Genomic DNA, 15,779 nt, shown 5'->3' on the forward strand with positions numbered 1-15,779 from the left:
AAATTTTACTATCCATTAAAAAAATATGCTTTTATTTGTAGGCCTAGGTAATCCGACACCAGACAGTGAAAATAATAGGCACAACGTTGGCTTTAAGATTATTGATTCAATTAACAAAAAATTTAGTTTATCAAAACAAAAACCTAAATTTAAAGGACTACTAACAACTGGAAATGTTGGTGATCAAAAAGTTTATGCGATTAAACCTCTAACATTCATGAATAATTCTGGAATTTGCATAAGAGAACTTATTGAATATTTTAAAATAGATGCAGAAGATGTGATTGTTTTTCATGATGATTTAGATGTTGAATTTGGAAAAATTAAAGCAAAATTTGGTGGATCAAGTGCTGGACATAACGGAATTGCTTCTATTGATAAGTTCATAGGTAAAGATTATTCAAGAGTTAGAATTGGTATAGGCAAGCCAAAAGAAAATATTGAGGTAGGAGATTTTGTTCTTCAAAATTTTGATGATGATGAATTGATTGGAATAGAAAAAATTTCAACTGATATCAATAATTCTATTTCCATATTAGTAGAAAAAAAATTAGATCTATTTTCTAGTACAGTAAATAATAATAAATAATGAGCTTCAAATGTGGAATTGTTGGTTTGCCCAATGTTGGTAAATCTACTTTATTCAATGCTCTAACAAATTCCAGTAAAGCTCAAGCAGCAAATTTCCCTTTTTGTACAATTGATCCAAATGTTGGAGTAGTCCCCGTGCCAGATGAAAGATTAAATAATTTATCCAGAGTTTCAAAATCAAAAAAAATTATTAACACCACCATTTCATTTGTTGATATTGCTGGACTCGTAAAAGGTGCATCAAAAGGCGAGGGATTAGGTAATAAATTTCTTTCACATATCAGAGAAGTAGATGCAATCATTCACATGATAAGATGTTTTGACTCTGATGATATTCAAAATGTCAATCCAACAGTGGATCCAATCAGAGATTTAGAAATTATTGAGACAGAAATGATGTTGGCTGATTTAGAGTCAATTCAAAAAAGATTAGAAAAAAGTAATAAAAAAAATGTTGATGAAGAACAATTAAAAATACTAGAGATTGCATTAGATTGTATTAATAATGATAAGGATATCTCAATTCTAAAATCCCAATTTGAGAGTAAACAGCTAAATCAAAGTGGTTTATTATCAATTAAACCAAAAATATTTGTATGCAATGTAGACGAACAAAGTGTTCAAGAAGGCAATCAATACACAAAAAAATTTATAGAAAAATTCGGTGAAGAAAATACTTTAATTGTATCAGCAGATATAGAAAATCAAATCAATGAACTAGAATCTGAAGAGAGAAAAAATTACATGGAAATGATTGGTTTAAAAGAGACTGGATTAAGCATGTTAATTCAGAAAGGATATAAAATTTTAGAACTAGATACTTATTTTACGTCTGGTGTAGAAGAAACTAGAGCATGGACTATTCAAAAGAATTGTACGGCCCCGAAAGCAGCTGGTGAAATTCATACTGATTTTGAAAAAGGTTTTATAAGAGCAGAAACAGTTTCATATGAAGATTTTGTAGCAAATGATGGCTGGGTTAATTCTAAAACTAATGGAAAAATGAGATTAGAAGGTAAAGATTATATAGTCAAAGATGGTGATGTATTAAACTTCAGATTCAACACGTGACCATATTTTTTTCATACTAAAATAAACTAAGATAGTTAAAATAATTAAGTAAATAATCGCTTTAAAGCCCATTTGATGTCGAGACTCTAAATGTGGCTCTGCTGCCCACATTAAAAATGTTGTTACATCTTTTGACATTTGTTCAACAGTTGCTTTTGTACCATCTCCATATTCTAATATGTCATCTGAAAGCGGTGCTGACATCATAATTTTATTACCATACATGTATTTATTATAATGTACTCCTTCGTCCAAAGTCATTCCACTTGGGGCATCTTCATAACCTTGAAGTAAAGAATAAATATAATCTACCCCACCCCCTCTTGCTTTAACTAGAACAGACATGTCGGGCGGATAAGCACCACCATTAGCAGCTTGGGCTGCTTTAACATTTTCGTATGGCATTACAAATTTATCTGAGAGTTTTGCAGGTCTTACAAACATTTCACCATCTGCATTAGGGCCATCTGTTACTTCAAATGAAGCTGCAATTGCTTTAACTTCAGCTTCTGTAAATTCTGGTCCACCTTTTTCACCTAAGTTTCTATAACTCACATATTTCATTGAGTGACATGAAGCACACACCTCTGTGTAAACTTGATATCCTCTTTGCAAGGCACCTCTGTCAAATTTTCCAAAAAGACCTTTAAAACTCCAATCAGTTTTTAAAAGTTTAGCCGACTCTGCAGAATTAGAGTGTGTTGTTGCAAAGGTAATTAAAGCTAAAATTGACAATAATTTTATTAAATTTTTCACTTTATTTATCAAAACTTTCATTATTTTTAGCCGTAGCTAAGCTAGGAGAGCCTCCAAGCACTGGTTCTGTAATACTTAATGGAACAGGTAGTGTTTTTTCTTTAAATCCTAAAACAGGTAAAATCACTAAAAAATGAAGAAAGTAATATGCTGTAGCTACTCTCGCAATCAACAAGTAAAGCCCTTCAGCTGGCATAGCCCCCATGTATCCTAAAATTAGAACATCAGCTATAAGTATCCAGTAAAACTGTTTGTACAAAGGTCTGAATACTGCAGATCTAATTTTTGAAGTATCCAACCAAGGTAGCACTGCTAAAATTAAAATAGCTGAAAGCATTGCCACAACTCCAAGTAATTTGTCAGGAACTGATCTTAAAATTGCATAAAAGGGTAACAGATACCACTCAGGAACAATGTGAGCTGGAGTAACCATTGGATTAGCTTCAATATAATTATCGGCATGACCTAAAATATTAGGTGAATAAAAAACAAAAAAAGCAAAAACAATCACAAACATTAGTAATGCAAAACCATCTTTAATTACGATGTAAGGATGGAACGGCACAGTATCTTTTGAAGGTTTCTTTATATCAATTCCAACTGGGTTGTTATTTCCAGGAACATGAAGTGCCCAAATATGCAGGACTACTAATCCCAAAATTAAAAAAGGAATTAAGTAATGAAGTGTAAAAAATCTTGTTAATGTAGGGTTGTCCACTGAATAACCACCCCATAACCAAGTGACAATTCCTTCACCCACTAATGGAATTGCACTAAATAAATTTGTTATAACTGTTGCTCCCCAGAAACTCATTTGACCCCAAGGTAATACATAGCCCATGAATGCAGCAGCCATCATTAATAAATAAATAATTATTCCAATAATCCAAATAATCTCTCTTGGAGATTTGTAAGATCCATAAAATAAAGACCTAAATATATGAATATAAACTGCTAAAAAAAACATTGATGCACCATTTGAATGAATGTACCTGATCAACCAGCCATAGTTTACATCTCTCATGATATGCTCAACACTTTCAAAAGCCATATCAGCGTGAGCTATGTAATGCATTGCAAGCGTTAAACCAGTGACAATCTGGGTTATTAAACAAAAAGTTAAAATTCCACCAAATGTCCACCAGTAGTTTAAATTTTTTGGAGTGGGATAATCTGTTAAGTGATTTGCTAAAGTTAAAAGCGGAAGCCTATCGTTAAACCATTTTCCAACTTTTGACGTAGGTGTGTATTCGTGATCACTCATAATATTATTTATCCAATTTTAATTGTGTTAGCGTTAACAAATTCATATTTTGGAACTTCCATATTTAAAGGTGCGGGACCTTTTCTAATTCTACCAGATGTATCATAATGCGAACCATGGCATGGGCAGAACCATCCATCATAATCACCTTTGTCATTTAATGGTACACAACCTAAATGAGTACAAACTCCAAGCATTACTAACCACTCAGGATCTTTAGCTCTGTCTTCATCTTTTTCAGGATGTTTTAAATCTTCCATTTTAACAGATTTTGCTTCTAAAATTTCTTCTGGCGTTCTTCTTCTAATAAAAACTGGTTTACCTCTCCAAAGTACAGTTATTGTATTTCCGGGTTTGACTGAACTTACGTCAACTTCCGTGCTTGCTAATGCTTTTACAGATGCGTCAGGATTCATTTGATCTACTAATGGCCAAACCACTGCACCAACACCAACTGCACCAACTGCGTACGAGGCAGTAAATAGAAATTCTCTTCTTTTAGGCTTTTTATCTGACATTTTTTTAAATATTATTGTTAAAAAATTACTTAATATACGATTTCTTATAAGATAATAGTTTTTTTTCTACTGAAAGAATGACACATAATTATGAGCCATAGACCCATTATTGCATTATATGAACCAGATATTCCTCAAAATACAGCAGCAATAATTAGAACATGCGCTTGTTTGGGCGCTAAACTTGAAATTATTGAACCATGTGGTTTTCATCTCAGTGATAAACGTTTTAAAAGAGTAGTTATGGATTATATGGATTGGGATAAAATTGATTTATATCAAAGTTCAAAACATTTCTTTGAGGCAAAAAAGAATCATAGAGTTATTTTAATGACAACAAAAGCATCGATATCTTATACAAAGTTTAATTTCAAAAAAGATGATACAATATTGTTTGGGCGAGAAAGTGCTGGTGTTCCTGAAAATATTCATCAATCTATAGATGATCGTTTGAAGATACCAATGAATGAAAATGCTAGATCACTTAATATTGCGTCCTCGGTTGCAGTTGTTTTAGCAGAAAGTTTAAGACAAACAGGGTTAATATAATATGGATAATGAAATAAAAAAAGACATCACTAATAATTGGTTCAAGCTTTTACAAAATGCTATTTGTGATGATATTGTTAAATTAGAAAAAAATAAAATTAAATTTAAATCAACGACATGGCAAAGAAATAAAAGTAAAGATGAAGGTGGTGGTGAATATAGAATTATTAAAAATGGAAAAATTTTTGAAAAAGTAGGAGTAAATTTTTCAAAAGTTTATGGAAAATTTCCAAAACAATTTCAAAAAAATATTCCTGGAGCAAGTAAAGATCCAAGATTTTGGGCGTCTGGAATTTCGATAGTAATGCATATGCAAAATCCCCACATTCCAGCTATGCATTTCAACACTAGATATATTTGCACAACTGAAAATTGGTTTGGTGGAGGGATGGATGTAACACCTTCAATTAAAGATGTTAAAGAAAAAAACAAATTTCATCAATCGCTAAAAAAAATGTGTGATCGTCACAGTAAAAAATATTATAAGAAATATAAAGAATGGTGTGATGAATATTTTTATTTACCACATAGAAATGAGGCAAGAGGAATTGGTGGAATTTTTTTTGATTATAAAAAAGATAATTTTGAAAAAGATTTTAAATTTATAAGAGATGTAGGAGTTACATTTCAAATGATTTTTAATGATATTATTGAAAAAAAAATCACAAAAAAATGGACTTTAAAAGAAAAAGAGATGCAGTATATTAAAAGAGGTAGATACGCTGAATTTAATTTATTGTATGATAGAGGAACAAAATTTGGCTTACAAACAGGCGGAAATGTTGAGGGTATATTGATGTCATTACCACCAATTGCTAAATGGAAATAAAAAATGGATAAAGAACCAATAACTCTAAATGGTTTAAACAAACTAAAGGAAGAATTAGTTTACTTAAAAGAAAAAAAGAGACCTGAAATTGTGGCTGCGATTGCAGAAGCAAGATCACATGGAGATCTTAAAGAAAACGCAGAATATCACGCAGCTAAAGAGGAGCAATCTCACAGTGAAGGTCGAATAACAGAAATCAATGATATCATTGCAAGAGCCAATGTCATTGATGTTACAAAATTAAATAATGATGGAAAAATAATCTTTGGTTCAACTGTATTTTTAGAAAACCTGGATAATGGTGAAAAAATTAACTACAAAATTGTTGGCAAAGATGAAGCTGATTTAAAACAAAAACTAATTTTTTTTCAATCACCAATTGGAAAAGGTTTAATTGGAAAAAATAAAGATGATCTGGTGGAGATTACCACTCCCGCTGGAGTTAAAAACTTTGAGGTAAAAGACGTCAAATATATTTAGCTTTTAATGATTTTTTGAATTTGTTTTTCTGAGATTTGAAAACTATTTTGAACCCAAATTTCTTCTATTAATTTTAACTTATTGCCCAATATCTTTCCCGCAGGAATATCATATTTATTCATTAAAGTGTTTGCATTGATCGGTAGAGTTGGAATAATTTTATCTTTATAGGTCTCCACTAATTTAAGTAATTTTTTTTCAACTTTAAGTGATGTAAATAGTTTAAAATTGATAATATCAAGTACAGTTTGTTTGCCATTAAAGTAAAAAATCTTATTAAAATTCTTTTCATTAAAATTTTTTATACTTACGTTTTCTTTATAGAAAAAATCAATTGATCTTAATCTTTTTTGATCTTTTTTAGAGAGATTAAATTTATAAATAAAATAATCAGTATTATCAGTTCCATCTACAATCATTAGTGAAAGTAAAAAGATAAAATCAATCTTGGATAAATTATCAAAAGCATAAGAATTTAATTTTTTAAAATTTTCTAAATTTTTAAGTTGAGGAAAAATAATTTTTATAAGCTCTAAACTGATCTCATCTTTGAATATTTTTAAGAATGCATTCGATTTTATTAATTTTTTAAATTCATCTAATAATCTTTCTGAAGATAATTTTGAAATCCCCCCAATATTTTTTTTAATTATTTTAATTATTTTATTGTTATGACTTTGATTTGAATAATTTATAAAAAATCTCACATATCTAAGAATACGTAAGTAATCTTCTTTAATTCTATTTTCTGCATCTCCAATAAAATTAATAATTCCACTTTCAAGATCTTTTTTACCATTAAATGGGTCAAACAAATTTCCATCTTTGTCGGAGTATATTGAATTTATGGAAAAATCTCTTCTAGCTGCATCTTCTTTCCAATCTGTGGAAAATTCTACTTTTGCATGTCTTCCATCTGTAGAAACATCTTTTCTTAAAGATGTAATTTCATATTTATGCTTATCAATTATTGCCGTGATAGTTCCATGATCAATGCCAGTTTCATAAAAATTAATTTCTTTTTTTTTTAAAGCATCACAAACTTCACTTGGTTTTAGATTGGTGGCTAAATCAATATCATCAACAATTTGTTTTTTTATGATTTTTCTTACACAGCCACCAACATATCTAACTTCACTACCTTCCGAATAAGTATTAAGTGCTTCAAAAATTCTATTAGCAGGTGTTTGGTTTGTTAAATCAGTAAGATTTTGACTTATATAATCAAGATTACGAGATCTAAAAAAAATTTTATCTAAAAAATTATCCATATTTGGCTGGGGCGCTAGGATTCGAACCTAGGATGCCGGTACCAAAAACCAGTGCCTTACCACTTGGCTACGCCCCAATATTGTTTTCATATAACATAAAAAAATAATATTTATATAGTTTTCGATGCATTACACCAATAATTTTTAAATTTTCTTTTAAATTTAACTTTGGCTAATTCACAATCTTGATTATTTTGATAATACGCAACTATTACCGACCCAGAGCCTGTCATTCTCACAAATAGAGGTTGGTTTAAATTTTCCATAAAAGATTTTAATTTTTTTAGTTTTGGATATTTTGAAAATGCAACTTTTTCTAGAGCATTTTCTTGTTTTAATAAAAATCTTAAATTTAACATATTCTTATTTGGATTGCTCAATACTGGTTTACTAAACTTTTTTACACCTGAATAAATTTTTTTTGTAGAGCATCCAAAATTTGGACGTACAAGTAAAATATAAAAATTAGAACTTTTTAAAAATTTTTTAATACCTCCACTGGATGACAAAATAGTACTTTTTTGAACTATACCTAAAATCACATCTGAACCAATTAAATTTGTTATTTGTAAAATTTTTTTTTGGTTGATTTTGACAAATTTTTTTTTAATCAAAAAATTTAAAATAGTTGCTGCATTCATTGACCCACCACCTAGGCCTGCTTCCTGTGGAATATTTTTTTGAATTTTTATTTCAAATTTTTTATTATTTAATAATTTCTTGTCATCTAAAATTTTAAATAATTTATCAACAGTGTTATCCTTTTTAATATTTCTAGAAAAAATTCCACTAAAAGAAATTTTATGTTTATTGCTGTCAATTCTCTTAATTGTAATTAAGTCATGCAATTGTATAAACTTTACGATACTTTCAATCTTATGTAGTCTAATTAGTTTGCCCGTAACATGCAAAGCTAAGTTTATTTTAGCAAACGATTTAAGTTCATAAATTTTCATTTAAGAATTATTGAGGCCTTCTATAATTTTAATATTTATTTTTTCTTTAATATCTTCATCAGTGTCATCTAATTTTAAAACGTAGTTCCAAAAGTATCTTGCTTGAATATTCCTATTCAATTTCCATAAAATATCACCATAGTGATCGTTAACAGTTGGATCTTCAGGCATTAGTTCAACTGCTTTTTTTATATATTTTTCTGCCTCGTTATAATTTTTTATCAAGTAATGCGCCCACCCTATTGAATCCGTAATATAAGGATCATTACTTCTTAAAGTGTAAGCTTTCTCCAACATTTGCATTGCTTCATCTTTTTTATAATCACGTTCTAACCATGAATATGCCAAATAATTTAAAACATAGGCGTCATCTGGATTTATTTCAAGTGAGTGTTTTAAATCTTCGTCTGCTTTTTGGTAATTACCCAATCGCTCATAACTACCACCTCTCCTATACAATAAATCAGATTTAATCTCCGAATTGACACTCAAAGATGAGATGATTTCAGTGTAGTATTCAATTGCTTTTTCATAATTTTTTGAATTTTTGTAAAAGTTTGCAATATCAAAAACCATTTTCACATTCGGATTTTTAATTTTACTAAACTTTGAACTTATAAAATTTATGCCCTCATTATATCCTTTATTTTTGATAATTATCTGAGCTTCTTTTTTTACTCTAAACCAATAATAAAATTCATATTGCTTATCAATTTTTTTTAGAATTTTTTTAGCCTTGTCATATTCGTCGTTAAGATAAAAGTTTTCAGCTACAAGTGTTGAATTTAAAATGAATTTTGGATTTAAGTAATTTGAAAGATTTAGATAAAAATTGGATTTTTCAATATCATCCTGGGATGAATAAAGATTTGATATTAAAAATAAAAATTCACCAATTATGTCATTATGGTTATTGCATGAAAAAATTTTACCAAACTCTTTAAATTTTTTATTTTCGACCCAACTCTTACTTTGGGACAACAGAAGTGTAGAATTTATGTATTCAAGTTGATCAGCGATTGCCTTTACTTCCTCAATTTGATTATTCTCAATTAAATAATTGATATAAAAAAATATATATCTTGAATAATCTCCATCAGGATTATTTATTAAATTTAAAAAAGTTGATCTAGTGTTTTCTTTTTTCAAATAGCATCTTTGAAATGCTTGGTTTATGATAGAGATATTACCAAAGTTTTTTTTATTAATTAAAATTTTTTTATTTTTAAATGTATGAAGGTATTGTCTTAAAGTTTCAAATATTACTAAATTAAATCTATTTTCATTTTGAAATTTTAAACTTGAATTTAAATATTTTTTAGCTTGATCTAAATTATTTTTTTTTAAGCTATCAGCTATTAAAAGAATGTATGCATCAAAAAAATCTAAATTACTTTTGTTATTACCATTTTTTATTACATTAATAGCTTGAGCAACTTTATTTTCCAGAACCAAAGAATAAGCATATCGTTTTAAATATGCGTCATGTTTATTAAGTAGTACCTTAGAAGCATTAAAAAATTTTAATGCATCAGAATTATCGTTATTCTCAAAGGCAATAATTCCTGAAAAATAATTTGATAGATCTCTTGAATTGAAATCATTAAAACTAGCACTTTTAGAATATACAGACGTCTGATAGAATAACCCTAAAACTACTATTAGTTTTATTAGTTTATTAAACATTTAATCATTGTATGACTAAAAAAGTGATAAATCAAAAAGGCAAATTCGACGAGGAATTAATAAATACGATTGAGCCTAACTTTGTATTTAAAGATAAGCCAATAAATAGATTTAACATTATCGAAAATAGCAATGACAGCAATCAAACAAATAAAGCTGAGCTACTAGAAGAATTAAAAAAACAAATAAATTCAATCGAAAATTGTAATTTAAAAGATAATTCTCAAAATCTTGTCCTTGGAGATGGAAATATCAATAGTTCAATTATGTTAATTGGTGAGGCCCCAGGAATTGAAGAAGACAAATCTGGTACAACATTTAAAGGTGAGGTTGGAGACTTATTAAACAAAATGCTGCTCGCAATAAAAATAAAAAAACAAAATATTTATTGTAGTTATGCTATAAATTTTAGACCTCCAGAAGATCGTAAACCTACTACACAAGAAATTAAAAGATACTCAGTTTTCTTAAGAGAGCATATTTCTATTATTAACCCAAAAATTATTATTCTTATGGGCAGCTCAGCAATGGAAGCTGTAACAGGTATTAATAGTAAAATATCTTCTGAAAGAGGCAAATGGAAAGAAACAATATTAAAAAATAAGACCTACCCAGTGATGATATCATTTAATCCATCCTATTTAATTAGATTTCCAGAAAATAAAAAATATTCTTGGGAAGATTTAAAAAAGATTAAACAGAAAATTGATGAAATGAAAATTATTATTTAAATCTATATGATTAAATTACATAAAAGATATGTTTATTGGTGGAAAAAAAAACTCAATATCTCTAATTATAGCCTTCTATGGATTTCTTTTATAAAAGGAATTTTAGTTGGACTGCTAATTTACCACTTCTTAATTGTTTAAATGAAAATTATAGCTGGTGTCGATGAAGTTGGAAGAGGAAGTTTAATGGGGCCAGTTTATGCAGCTGCTGTAATATTAAATAAAGATATTAATAAAAAGTTATTAAAAGACTCTAAAACTATTACTAAAGATAAAAGAGAATTATTATCAAAATATATAAAAAAAAATTCTATTTGGGTAATTGGTAAAGCATCAGTTAAAGAAATAGACAAAATCAACATCCTACAAGCAAGTTTGCTTGCAATGAAAAGAGCAATTAAAAAACTTAAAAAAAAACCTACACAAGTTTTAATCGATGGAAATAAAATTCCTTATTTAAAAAATTATAATTTAAAAGCAATAATTAAAGGTGACCAAAAAATTCCTTCTATTTCTGCAGCATCGATTGTTGCTAAGGTTGCTAGAGATAAATTCATAACTAAATTGGCAAGCAAGAATAAAGGTTACGGTTGGGATAAAAATTTTGGTTATGGAACTAAACAACATTTAAAAGCTATTAAAAAACTTGGAATAAACAAGCATCACAGGAAAACCTTTTCTCCGTTATCTAAATTAAAGACACACAATATCTAGTTGCCCAATATTAAGTCAGCACAAATCGAATCCAAATAATTCAATCTCAGGTTGACGCTGGAATCCATTTGGAGTCTAATTATTTTATATAAATGAATACTGAATTCAAAAATAAAATTGTTAATGGAGATAGTCTTGAGGAGTTAAAGAATATTCCAAGCGAAACTTTTGATCTAATTTTTGCAGATCCTCCATATAATTTACAATTAAAAAATGAATTAATTAGACCAGATAGATCTAAAGTTAGCGCTGTGAACGATAAGTGGGATCAATTTGAAAATTTTAAGAAATATGATGAATTTACATATGCTTGGCTATCAGAGTGTAAAAGAATTTTAAAAAAGGATGGAGCGCTATGGGTGATAGGAAGCTATCATAATATATTTAGAGTAGGAACAGCAATTCAAAATCTAGGATTTTGGATATTAAACGATGTTATTTGGAATAAAAATAATCCAATGCCTAATTTTAGAGGAACACGTTTTACTAATGCTCATGAAACTTTAATTTGGGCATCTAAGAGTGAAAAATCAAAATATACTTTTAACTATCAGTCTTTAAAATGTTTAAACGATGATCTTCAAATGAGATCTAACTGGAATCTGCCAATTTGCAATGGAACTGAAAGATTAAAAAAAAATGGAAAAAAAGTACATTCAACACAGAAACCAGAGGCACTATTACATAGAGTTTTACTCGCTTCATCAAATAAAGATGATTTAATTTTAGATCCTTTTTTAGGGTCAGGTACAACAGCAACAGTTGCAAAAAAATTAGGTAGAAATTATTACGGTATAGAAAAAGAAAAAACATATTTTAAAGCTGCCGAACAAAGATTAAAAAGTACCAAACCTATTGAGGATGATTTCTTAGATACTTTGAAAAATAATAGATCTAAACCAAGAATACCTTTTGGTTCATTAGTAGAGCTAGGTATAATTAAACCAGGTACAAATATTTTTGATAACAAAAAAAAAATTACTGCGAGAATAATGGCTGATGGAAGCATTAAGCATAATCAAGCAGAAGGGTCTATTCATAAAGTTGCAGCAACTATTTTAGGTGCAGAAAGTTGCAATGGTTGGACTTATTGGCATTGTGATATTAACGGAAGAACCTATCCAATCGATTATTTAAGACAACGATTAATTTCTAAAAATTAATTTTTATAAATTCTACCTAAATAATTTTCCAAGAATCTCTTATTTTTAGTTAATATCTTTAAACTAATATTTCTTAAAAAGACTATGACTGGGTTAGATAAGTGAAAAGCAAATTGATTTAATTTTGATCTATTATTAATCATTTTAACTTTTAAAATTCTATTATCATAAAAATTATTTTTATTATTTGTGATACAGTCAAACAACTCCGAACCACATTCAATCGATTGAGAGGCACCTTGTGCAAATGAAGGTGGAAAAGCATAAAATGCATCACCAATTAAGAAAATATTTTTCCCAGGTTTAACAAAACCTTTGCTTACAAATATTGGAAAACATTTAATATTTGTAAGATGATCTAAAATAGTTGAGGAAGTTTTACTTTGTAAATTATCTTTAATACCTTTAAAGAAAGTCACATCTTTAAAAAGACTATAATTTTCAAGCTCATTTGCTGTTAATTTATACTTTAAAACTCCAATAAAATTGAATGCTTCGTTATTGTTATTAACTGGGTAAATTACATAATGAAAATTATGACCCATAAATAAAGAAATATTTTTTTCATTTAACTCATTGAGTTTATTTCTTGAGATATTTCCTCTAATCGCAATGGAATTATTAAAAACTGGTTTTATTTTATTGTCAGAAATTAATGATTTTCCTTTAGAAAAAACACCATCAGAAATAATTAAATGATCACAAATTACTTTGTTATTTTCGTTAAAAATTAAATTTATTTGATCGTTATTTTTTTCAATTTTTGAAATATTATGATTATATTTTAATAAATTAATATCCAGCCTATCCTTTAAAAATTTGATTAATTTAGATCTCTTAAGTGCTGTATACTTGCAATCTTCAGAATTAAATTCTGAAATGTTAAGATCACATATTTTTTTTTGTTGCTTAAGTTCATAAAAATCAATTTTTTCTGGGTTAAATTTGTCTTTATTATCTAAAGTATTAAATCCAATTCTGTTGAGAAGCTTAATGCTGTTATTAGATAACTGTATTCCATACCCCTCATCCGATTCAATAGAACTATTTTTTTCATAAATAGTGACGTGGTAATTGGGGTTTTCTTTAAATAAATTTGCAATAAACAAACCTGAAATACCCGCTCCAATTATTGCAATTTTTTTCATTTATAGTTTTCCAGATAAGTAACAATTTTTTTTGTAAAAGTTGGCAAAGTGTAGTTTTTTAATTTTTTAGGATCAATCCAATAAGAAAATGGGATTGGCTTAATAATCTTATTATTTTGAATTTTAATATTCATATTCATATTAGACATTTTAAAATTTAAATTTTGTTCAAAATTTTTAGGCTTAATTAATTCCTCCATCGGAAAAATATTAAAGTTCTTTAAAAAATTAAAATTTTTGTTTTTAACTAATAGATATTTATTATCTTTTTTATAAACCTTAAGTAAAAAATATTTTTCTTTGTTTTTTTTTTTAAATTTAGACAATTTAAAATCTTTTTTTATAAATGATTTACACTTTTTTGTGATGGGGCACTTTTCACAATAAGGATTTGTGGGCTTGCATATTAATGCACCCAATTCCATCAATGCTTGAGCATAATCACTAGCTCTAGCAGATGTGCCTAAAAAAGTTTTTTGTTTGATTAAATTTTTCTTTTCAATTTCATTTTCATTTTTTAAATAAAGATATCTTTTTAACACTCTTTCAACATTACCGTCTAAGGGAATAATAGGTTTATTGAATGCGATAGCTAAAATTGCACTTGCTGTATAATCTCCAATACCAGGAAGTGACTTAAGATCTAAAAAATTATCAGGTAAATTTTGATTAAAATCCTTAATAACTTTTTGTGCAGTTTTTTTGAGATTTTTAACTCTTGAATAATACCCAAGACCTTCCCAAAGTTTAATTAGTTTTTGATTATCGCAATTTGCTAAACTTTCTAAATTGGGAATTTCTTTAATAAATCTATTAAAATACGGAATCACTGTTGCAACTTGTGTCTGCTGCAACATAAATTCACTAACCAATGTATAATATTGTTTTTTTTTAGATGAAGTTTTTTTTCGCCAAGGTAATGATCTTTTATTTATATCATACCAATTAAGAATTTTATTTGTTATTATCAATTCTTTCATATGCAATTTAAAGATAATACTAAGCAGAGAAATAAAACCATTCAAGGCCTAAGATCATTTAAAGACACTTTGCCAAAGAATATAAAAAAAATTATAAATAAAAAAGGACATATTTATTCTGAAACTTTAAATAACTGGAAGTACATTGTTGGTGAGAATTTATTTAAAGTTTGCTATCCAAAAACATTTAAAAATTCAAATAAATTTGGAGTAAGCACTTTATTGATAATGGTTAAAAGAGGTCATGAAGTTGATATGGAATATTCAAAAAAAGATATAATGGATAAAATGAATAGTTTTTTTGGTTACTCAGTAGTTGAAAAACTTAAATTTATTAGCTTTGATGATGAACAAAAAATTTTTGTTAAAACAAACACTGCTCGCCAAAATGACGCAATTAATAAATACCAAGATCAGATTAATAATGTTAAGAATGAAAAAATTAAAAAATCACTTATCGAACTAACTAAGGTCTTTAAAAAAAAATGAAAAAATTTTTAACTCTTATAATTATAATTTTTAGCACTACCTCGAGTATTAATGCTGAGGAAATAAAAAGAATATTTGTAGGTAATAAAGATGCAAAAATAACTATAATTGCGTTTGAATCTTTGACTTGTAGTCATTGTGCGAGTTTTCACAAAGATGTATATCCCCAACTTAAGAAAGAATATCTTGATACTGGTCTAGCTAAAATTGAATTCAGACATTTTCCATTAGATGTAGCTGCATTTAATGCCTCTAAAGTTTCACAATGTAAAAATGATGGTGATTCGGAAATTTTGAATAGTTTGTTTGCTAACCAGCAAAAATGGGTAAAGGGTAATTCTGTAGAAGAAGCAAATAAAAATCTTCAAAAATTTTTAATTAGCCAAGGTTTTGATCTTAATTTTGAAAAATGCATAAATAACAAAGAAATAGAAGATTTTGTTTTAAATGATCGAATTGATGGAGTTAAAAAATTTAAAGTAAATGCTACTCCTACGATAGTAATTAATAATAAAAAATTCGAAAAAACTCTTAATTATAAAAATTTAAAAAAAGCTTTAGAAAAACTGATATAAGTTAAAGC

General features: G+C 27.7%; 18 protein-coding genes and 1 tRNA gene. 10 read left to right on the forward strand and 9 right to left on the reverse strand.

The features are described from left to right. Positions 1-25 precede the first annotated feature (25 nt). Both pth and ychF read left to right on the forward strand, forming a co-directional pair. Entirely contained in the window at positions 26-589 is a 564-nt protein-coding gene (pth, locus tag ACIJYG_RS05680) for an aminoacyl-tRNA hydrolase (RefSeq protein WP_435096121.1), read from the forward strand. Next, positions 589-1,662 carry a redox-regulated ATPase YchF gene (gene ychF, locus ACIJYG_RS05685; RefSeq protein WP_435096124.1) on the forward strand — a complete coding sequence of 358 codons (1,074 nt, stop codon included), beginning with the start codon at positions 589-591 and terminating at the stop codon, positions 1,660-1,662. Before pth ends, ychF begins: the two co-directional genes overlap by 1 nt. Here the strand turns inward: ychF and ACIJYG_RS05690 are convergent. The 3 genes from ACIJYG_RS05690 to petA are packed head-to-tail and all read right to left on the reverse strand — an operon-like array spanning position 1,639 to position 4,200. Next, positions 1,639-2,439 carry a cytochrome c1 gene (locus ACIJYG_RS05690; protein WP_435096127.1) on the reverse strand — a complete coding sequence of 267 codons (801 nt, stop codon included), beginning with the start codon at positions 2,437-2,439 and terminating at the stop codon, positions 1,639-1,641. The two genes, ychF and ACIJYG_RS05690, sit on opposite strands and share 24 nt — an antisense overlap. Continuing rightward, on the reverse strand, positions 2,420-3,682 hold the full coding sequence (locus tag ACIJYG_RS05695) for a cytochrome b (protein WP_435096130.1): 1,263 nt from the start codon (positions 3,680-3,682) through the stop codon (positions 2,420-2,422). Before ACIJYG_RS05695 ends, ACIJYG_RS05690 begins: the two co-directional genes overlap by 20 nt. Positions 3,683-3,690: 8 nt before the next feature. Next, positions 3,691-4,200, reverse strand: coding sequence for a ubiquinol-cytochrome c reductase iron-sulfur subunit (gene petA / locus ACIJYG_RS05700; RefSeq protein ID WP_435087934.1), 510 nt, complete (start codon positions 4,198-4,200; stop codon positions 3,691-3,693). Positions 4,201-4,290: 90 nt separating this feature from the next. Here petA and ACIJYG_RS05705 point away from each other — a divergent pair, with 90 nt between their 5' ends. The 3 genes from ACIJYG_RS05705 to greA are packed head-to-tail and all read left to right on the forward strand — an operon-like array spanning position 4,291 to position 6,058. Next, positions 4,291-4,749: a tRNA (cytidine(34)-2'-O)-methyltransferase gene (locus ACIJYG_RS05705; protein WP_435096133.1), complete on the forward strand. Its 459-nt coding sequence runs from the start codon at positions 4,291-4,293 to the stop codon at positions 4,747-4,749. A gap of 1 nt (position 4,750) precedes the next feature. Beyond that, complete coding sequence (gene hemF / locus ACIJYG_RS05710) at positions 4,751-5,578, forward strand: oxygen-dependent coproporphyrinogen oxidase (protein WP_435096136.1); 828 nt, start codon at positions 4,751-4,753, stop codon at positions 5,576-5,578. A 3-nt stretch (positions 5,579-5,581) separates the two neighbouring features. After that, positions 5,582-6,058, forward strand: a complete 477-nt coding sequence (gene greA / locus ACIJYG_RS05715) for a transcription elongation factor GreA (RefSeq protein ID WP_435087939.1) — start codon at positions 5,582-5,584, stop codon at positions 6,056-6,058. Here greA and ACIJYG_RS05720 read toward each other — a convergent pair. From ACIJYG_RS05720 to ACIJYG_RS05735, 4 genes are all read right to left on the reverse strand, one after another. After that, positions 6,055-7,329 (reverse strand): CCA tRNA nucleotidyltransferase, encoded by a 1,275-nt coding sequence (locus ACIJYG_RS05720; RefSeq protein WP_435096139.1) that lies wholly within the window; start codon positions 7,327-7,329, stop codon positions 6,055-6,057. The genes greA and ACIJYG_RS05720 overlap by 4 nt on opposite strands. A 3-nt stretch (positions 7,330-7,332) precedes the next feature. Continuing rightward, positions 7,333-7,406, reverse strand: a tRNA-Gln gene (locus tag ACIJYG_RS05725). Positions 7,407-7,439: 33 nt separating this feature from the next. Continuing rightward, on the reverse strand, positions 7,440-8,285 hold the full coding sequence (locus ACIJYG_RS05730) for a 4-(cytidine 5'-diphospho)-2-C-methyl-D-erythritol kinase (RefSeq protein ID WP_435096142.1): 846 nt from the start codon (positions 8,283-8,285) through the stop codon (positions 7,440-7,442). Then, the gene (locus ACIJYG_RS05735) at positions 8,286-9,971 is read right to left on the reverse strand and encodes a tetratricopeptide repeat protein (protein WP_435096145.1); all 1,686 of its coding nucleotides are present in this window, start codon (positions 9,969-9,971) and stop codon (positions 8,286-8,288) included. It lies immediately after the preceding gene. An 11-nt stretch (positions 9,972-9,982) separates the two neighbouring features. Between ACIJYG_RS05735 and ACIJYG_RS05740 the strand changes: the two genes are divergently transcribed. From ACIJYG_RS05740 to ACIJYG_RS05750, 3 genes are all read left to right on the forward strand, one after another. Beyond that, entirely contained in the window at positions 9,983-10,702 is a 720-nt protein-coding gene (locus ACIJYG_RS05740; RefSeq protein WP_435096148.1) for a uracil-DNA glycosylase, read from the forward strand. Between the two features lie 141 nt (positions 10,703-10,843). After that, positions 10,844-11,416 (forward strand): ribonuclease HII, encoded by a 573-nt coding sequence (locus ACIJYG_RS05745; protein ID WP_435096151.1) that lies wholly within the window; start codon positions 10,844-10,846, stop codon positions 11,414-11,416. A gap of 92 nt (positions 11,417-11,508) precedes the next feature. Then, positions 11,509-12,579 (forward strand): site-specific DNA-methyltransferase, encoded by a 1,071-nt coding sequence (locus ACIJYG_RS05750; protein WP_435096154.1) that lies wholly within the window; start codon positions 11,509-11,511, stop codon positions 12,577-12,579. Here the strand turns inward: ACIJYG_RS05750 and ACIJYG_RS05755 are convergent. Both ACIJYG_RS05755 and ACIJYG_RS05760 read right to left on the reverse strand, forming a co-directional pair. Further along, positions 12,576-13,727: an NAD(P)-binding protein gene (locus ACIJYG_RS05755; protein WP_435096157.1), complete on the reverse strand. Its 1,152-nt coding sequence runs from the start codon at positions 13,725-13,727 to the stop codon at positions 12,576-12,578. The two genes, ACIJYG_RS05750 and ACIJYG_RS05755, sit on opposite strands and share 4 nt — an antisense overlap. Further along, positions 13,724-14,707 (reverse strand): A/G-specific adenine glycosylase, encoded by a 984-nt coding sequence (locus tag ACIJYG_RS05760; RefSeq protein WP_435096160.1) that lies wholly within the window; start codon positions 14,705-14,707, stop codon positions 13,724-13,726. Before ACIJYG_RS05760 ends, ACIJYG_RS05755 begins: the two co-directional genes overlap by 4 nt. Between ACIJYG_RS05760 and ACIJYG_RS05765 the strand changes: the two genes are divergently transcribed. Together ACIJYG_RS05765 and ACIJYG_RS05770 are read left to right on the forward strand one after the other, a co-directional pair. After that, positions 14,708-15,196 carry a DUF721 domain-containing protein gene (locus ACIJYG_RS05765; RefSeq protein ID WP_435096163.1) on the forward strand — a complete coding sequence of 163 codons (489 nt, stop codon included), beginning with the start codon at positions 14,708-14,710 and terminating at the stop codon, positions 15,194-15,196. Next, complete coding sequence (locus ACIJYG_RS05770; RefSeq protein ID WP_435096166.1) at positions 15,193-15,771, forward strand: DsbA family protein; 579 nt, start codon at positions 15,193-15,195, stop codon at positions 15,769-15,771. Before ACIJYG_RS05765 ends, ACIJYG_RS05770 begins: the two co-directional genes overlap by 4 nt. The last annotated feature ends 8 nt before the right edge of the window (positions 15,772-15,779 follow it).

The organism is Candidatus Pelagibacter bacterium nBUS_27 (assembly GCF_051200985.1).
Classification (GTDB): domain Bacteria; phylum Pseudomonadota; class Alphaproteobacteria; order Pelagibacterales; family Pelagibacteraceae; genus Pelagibacter.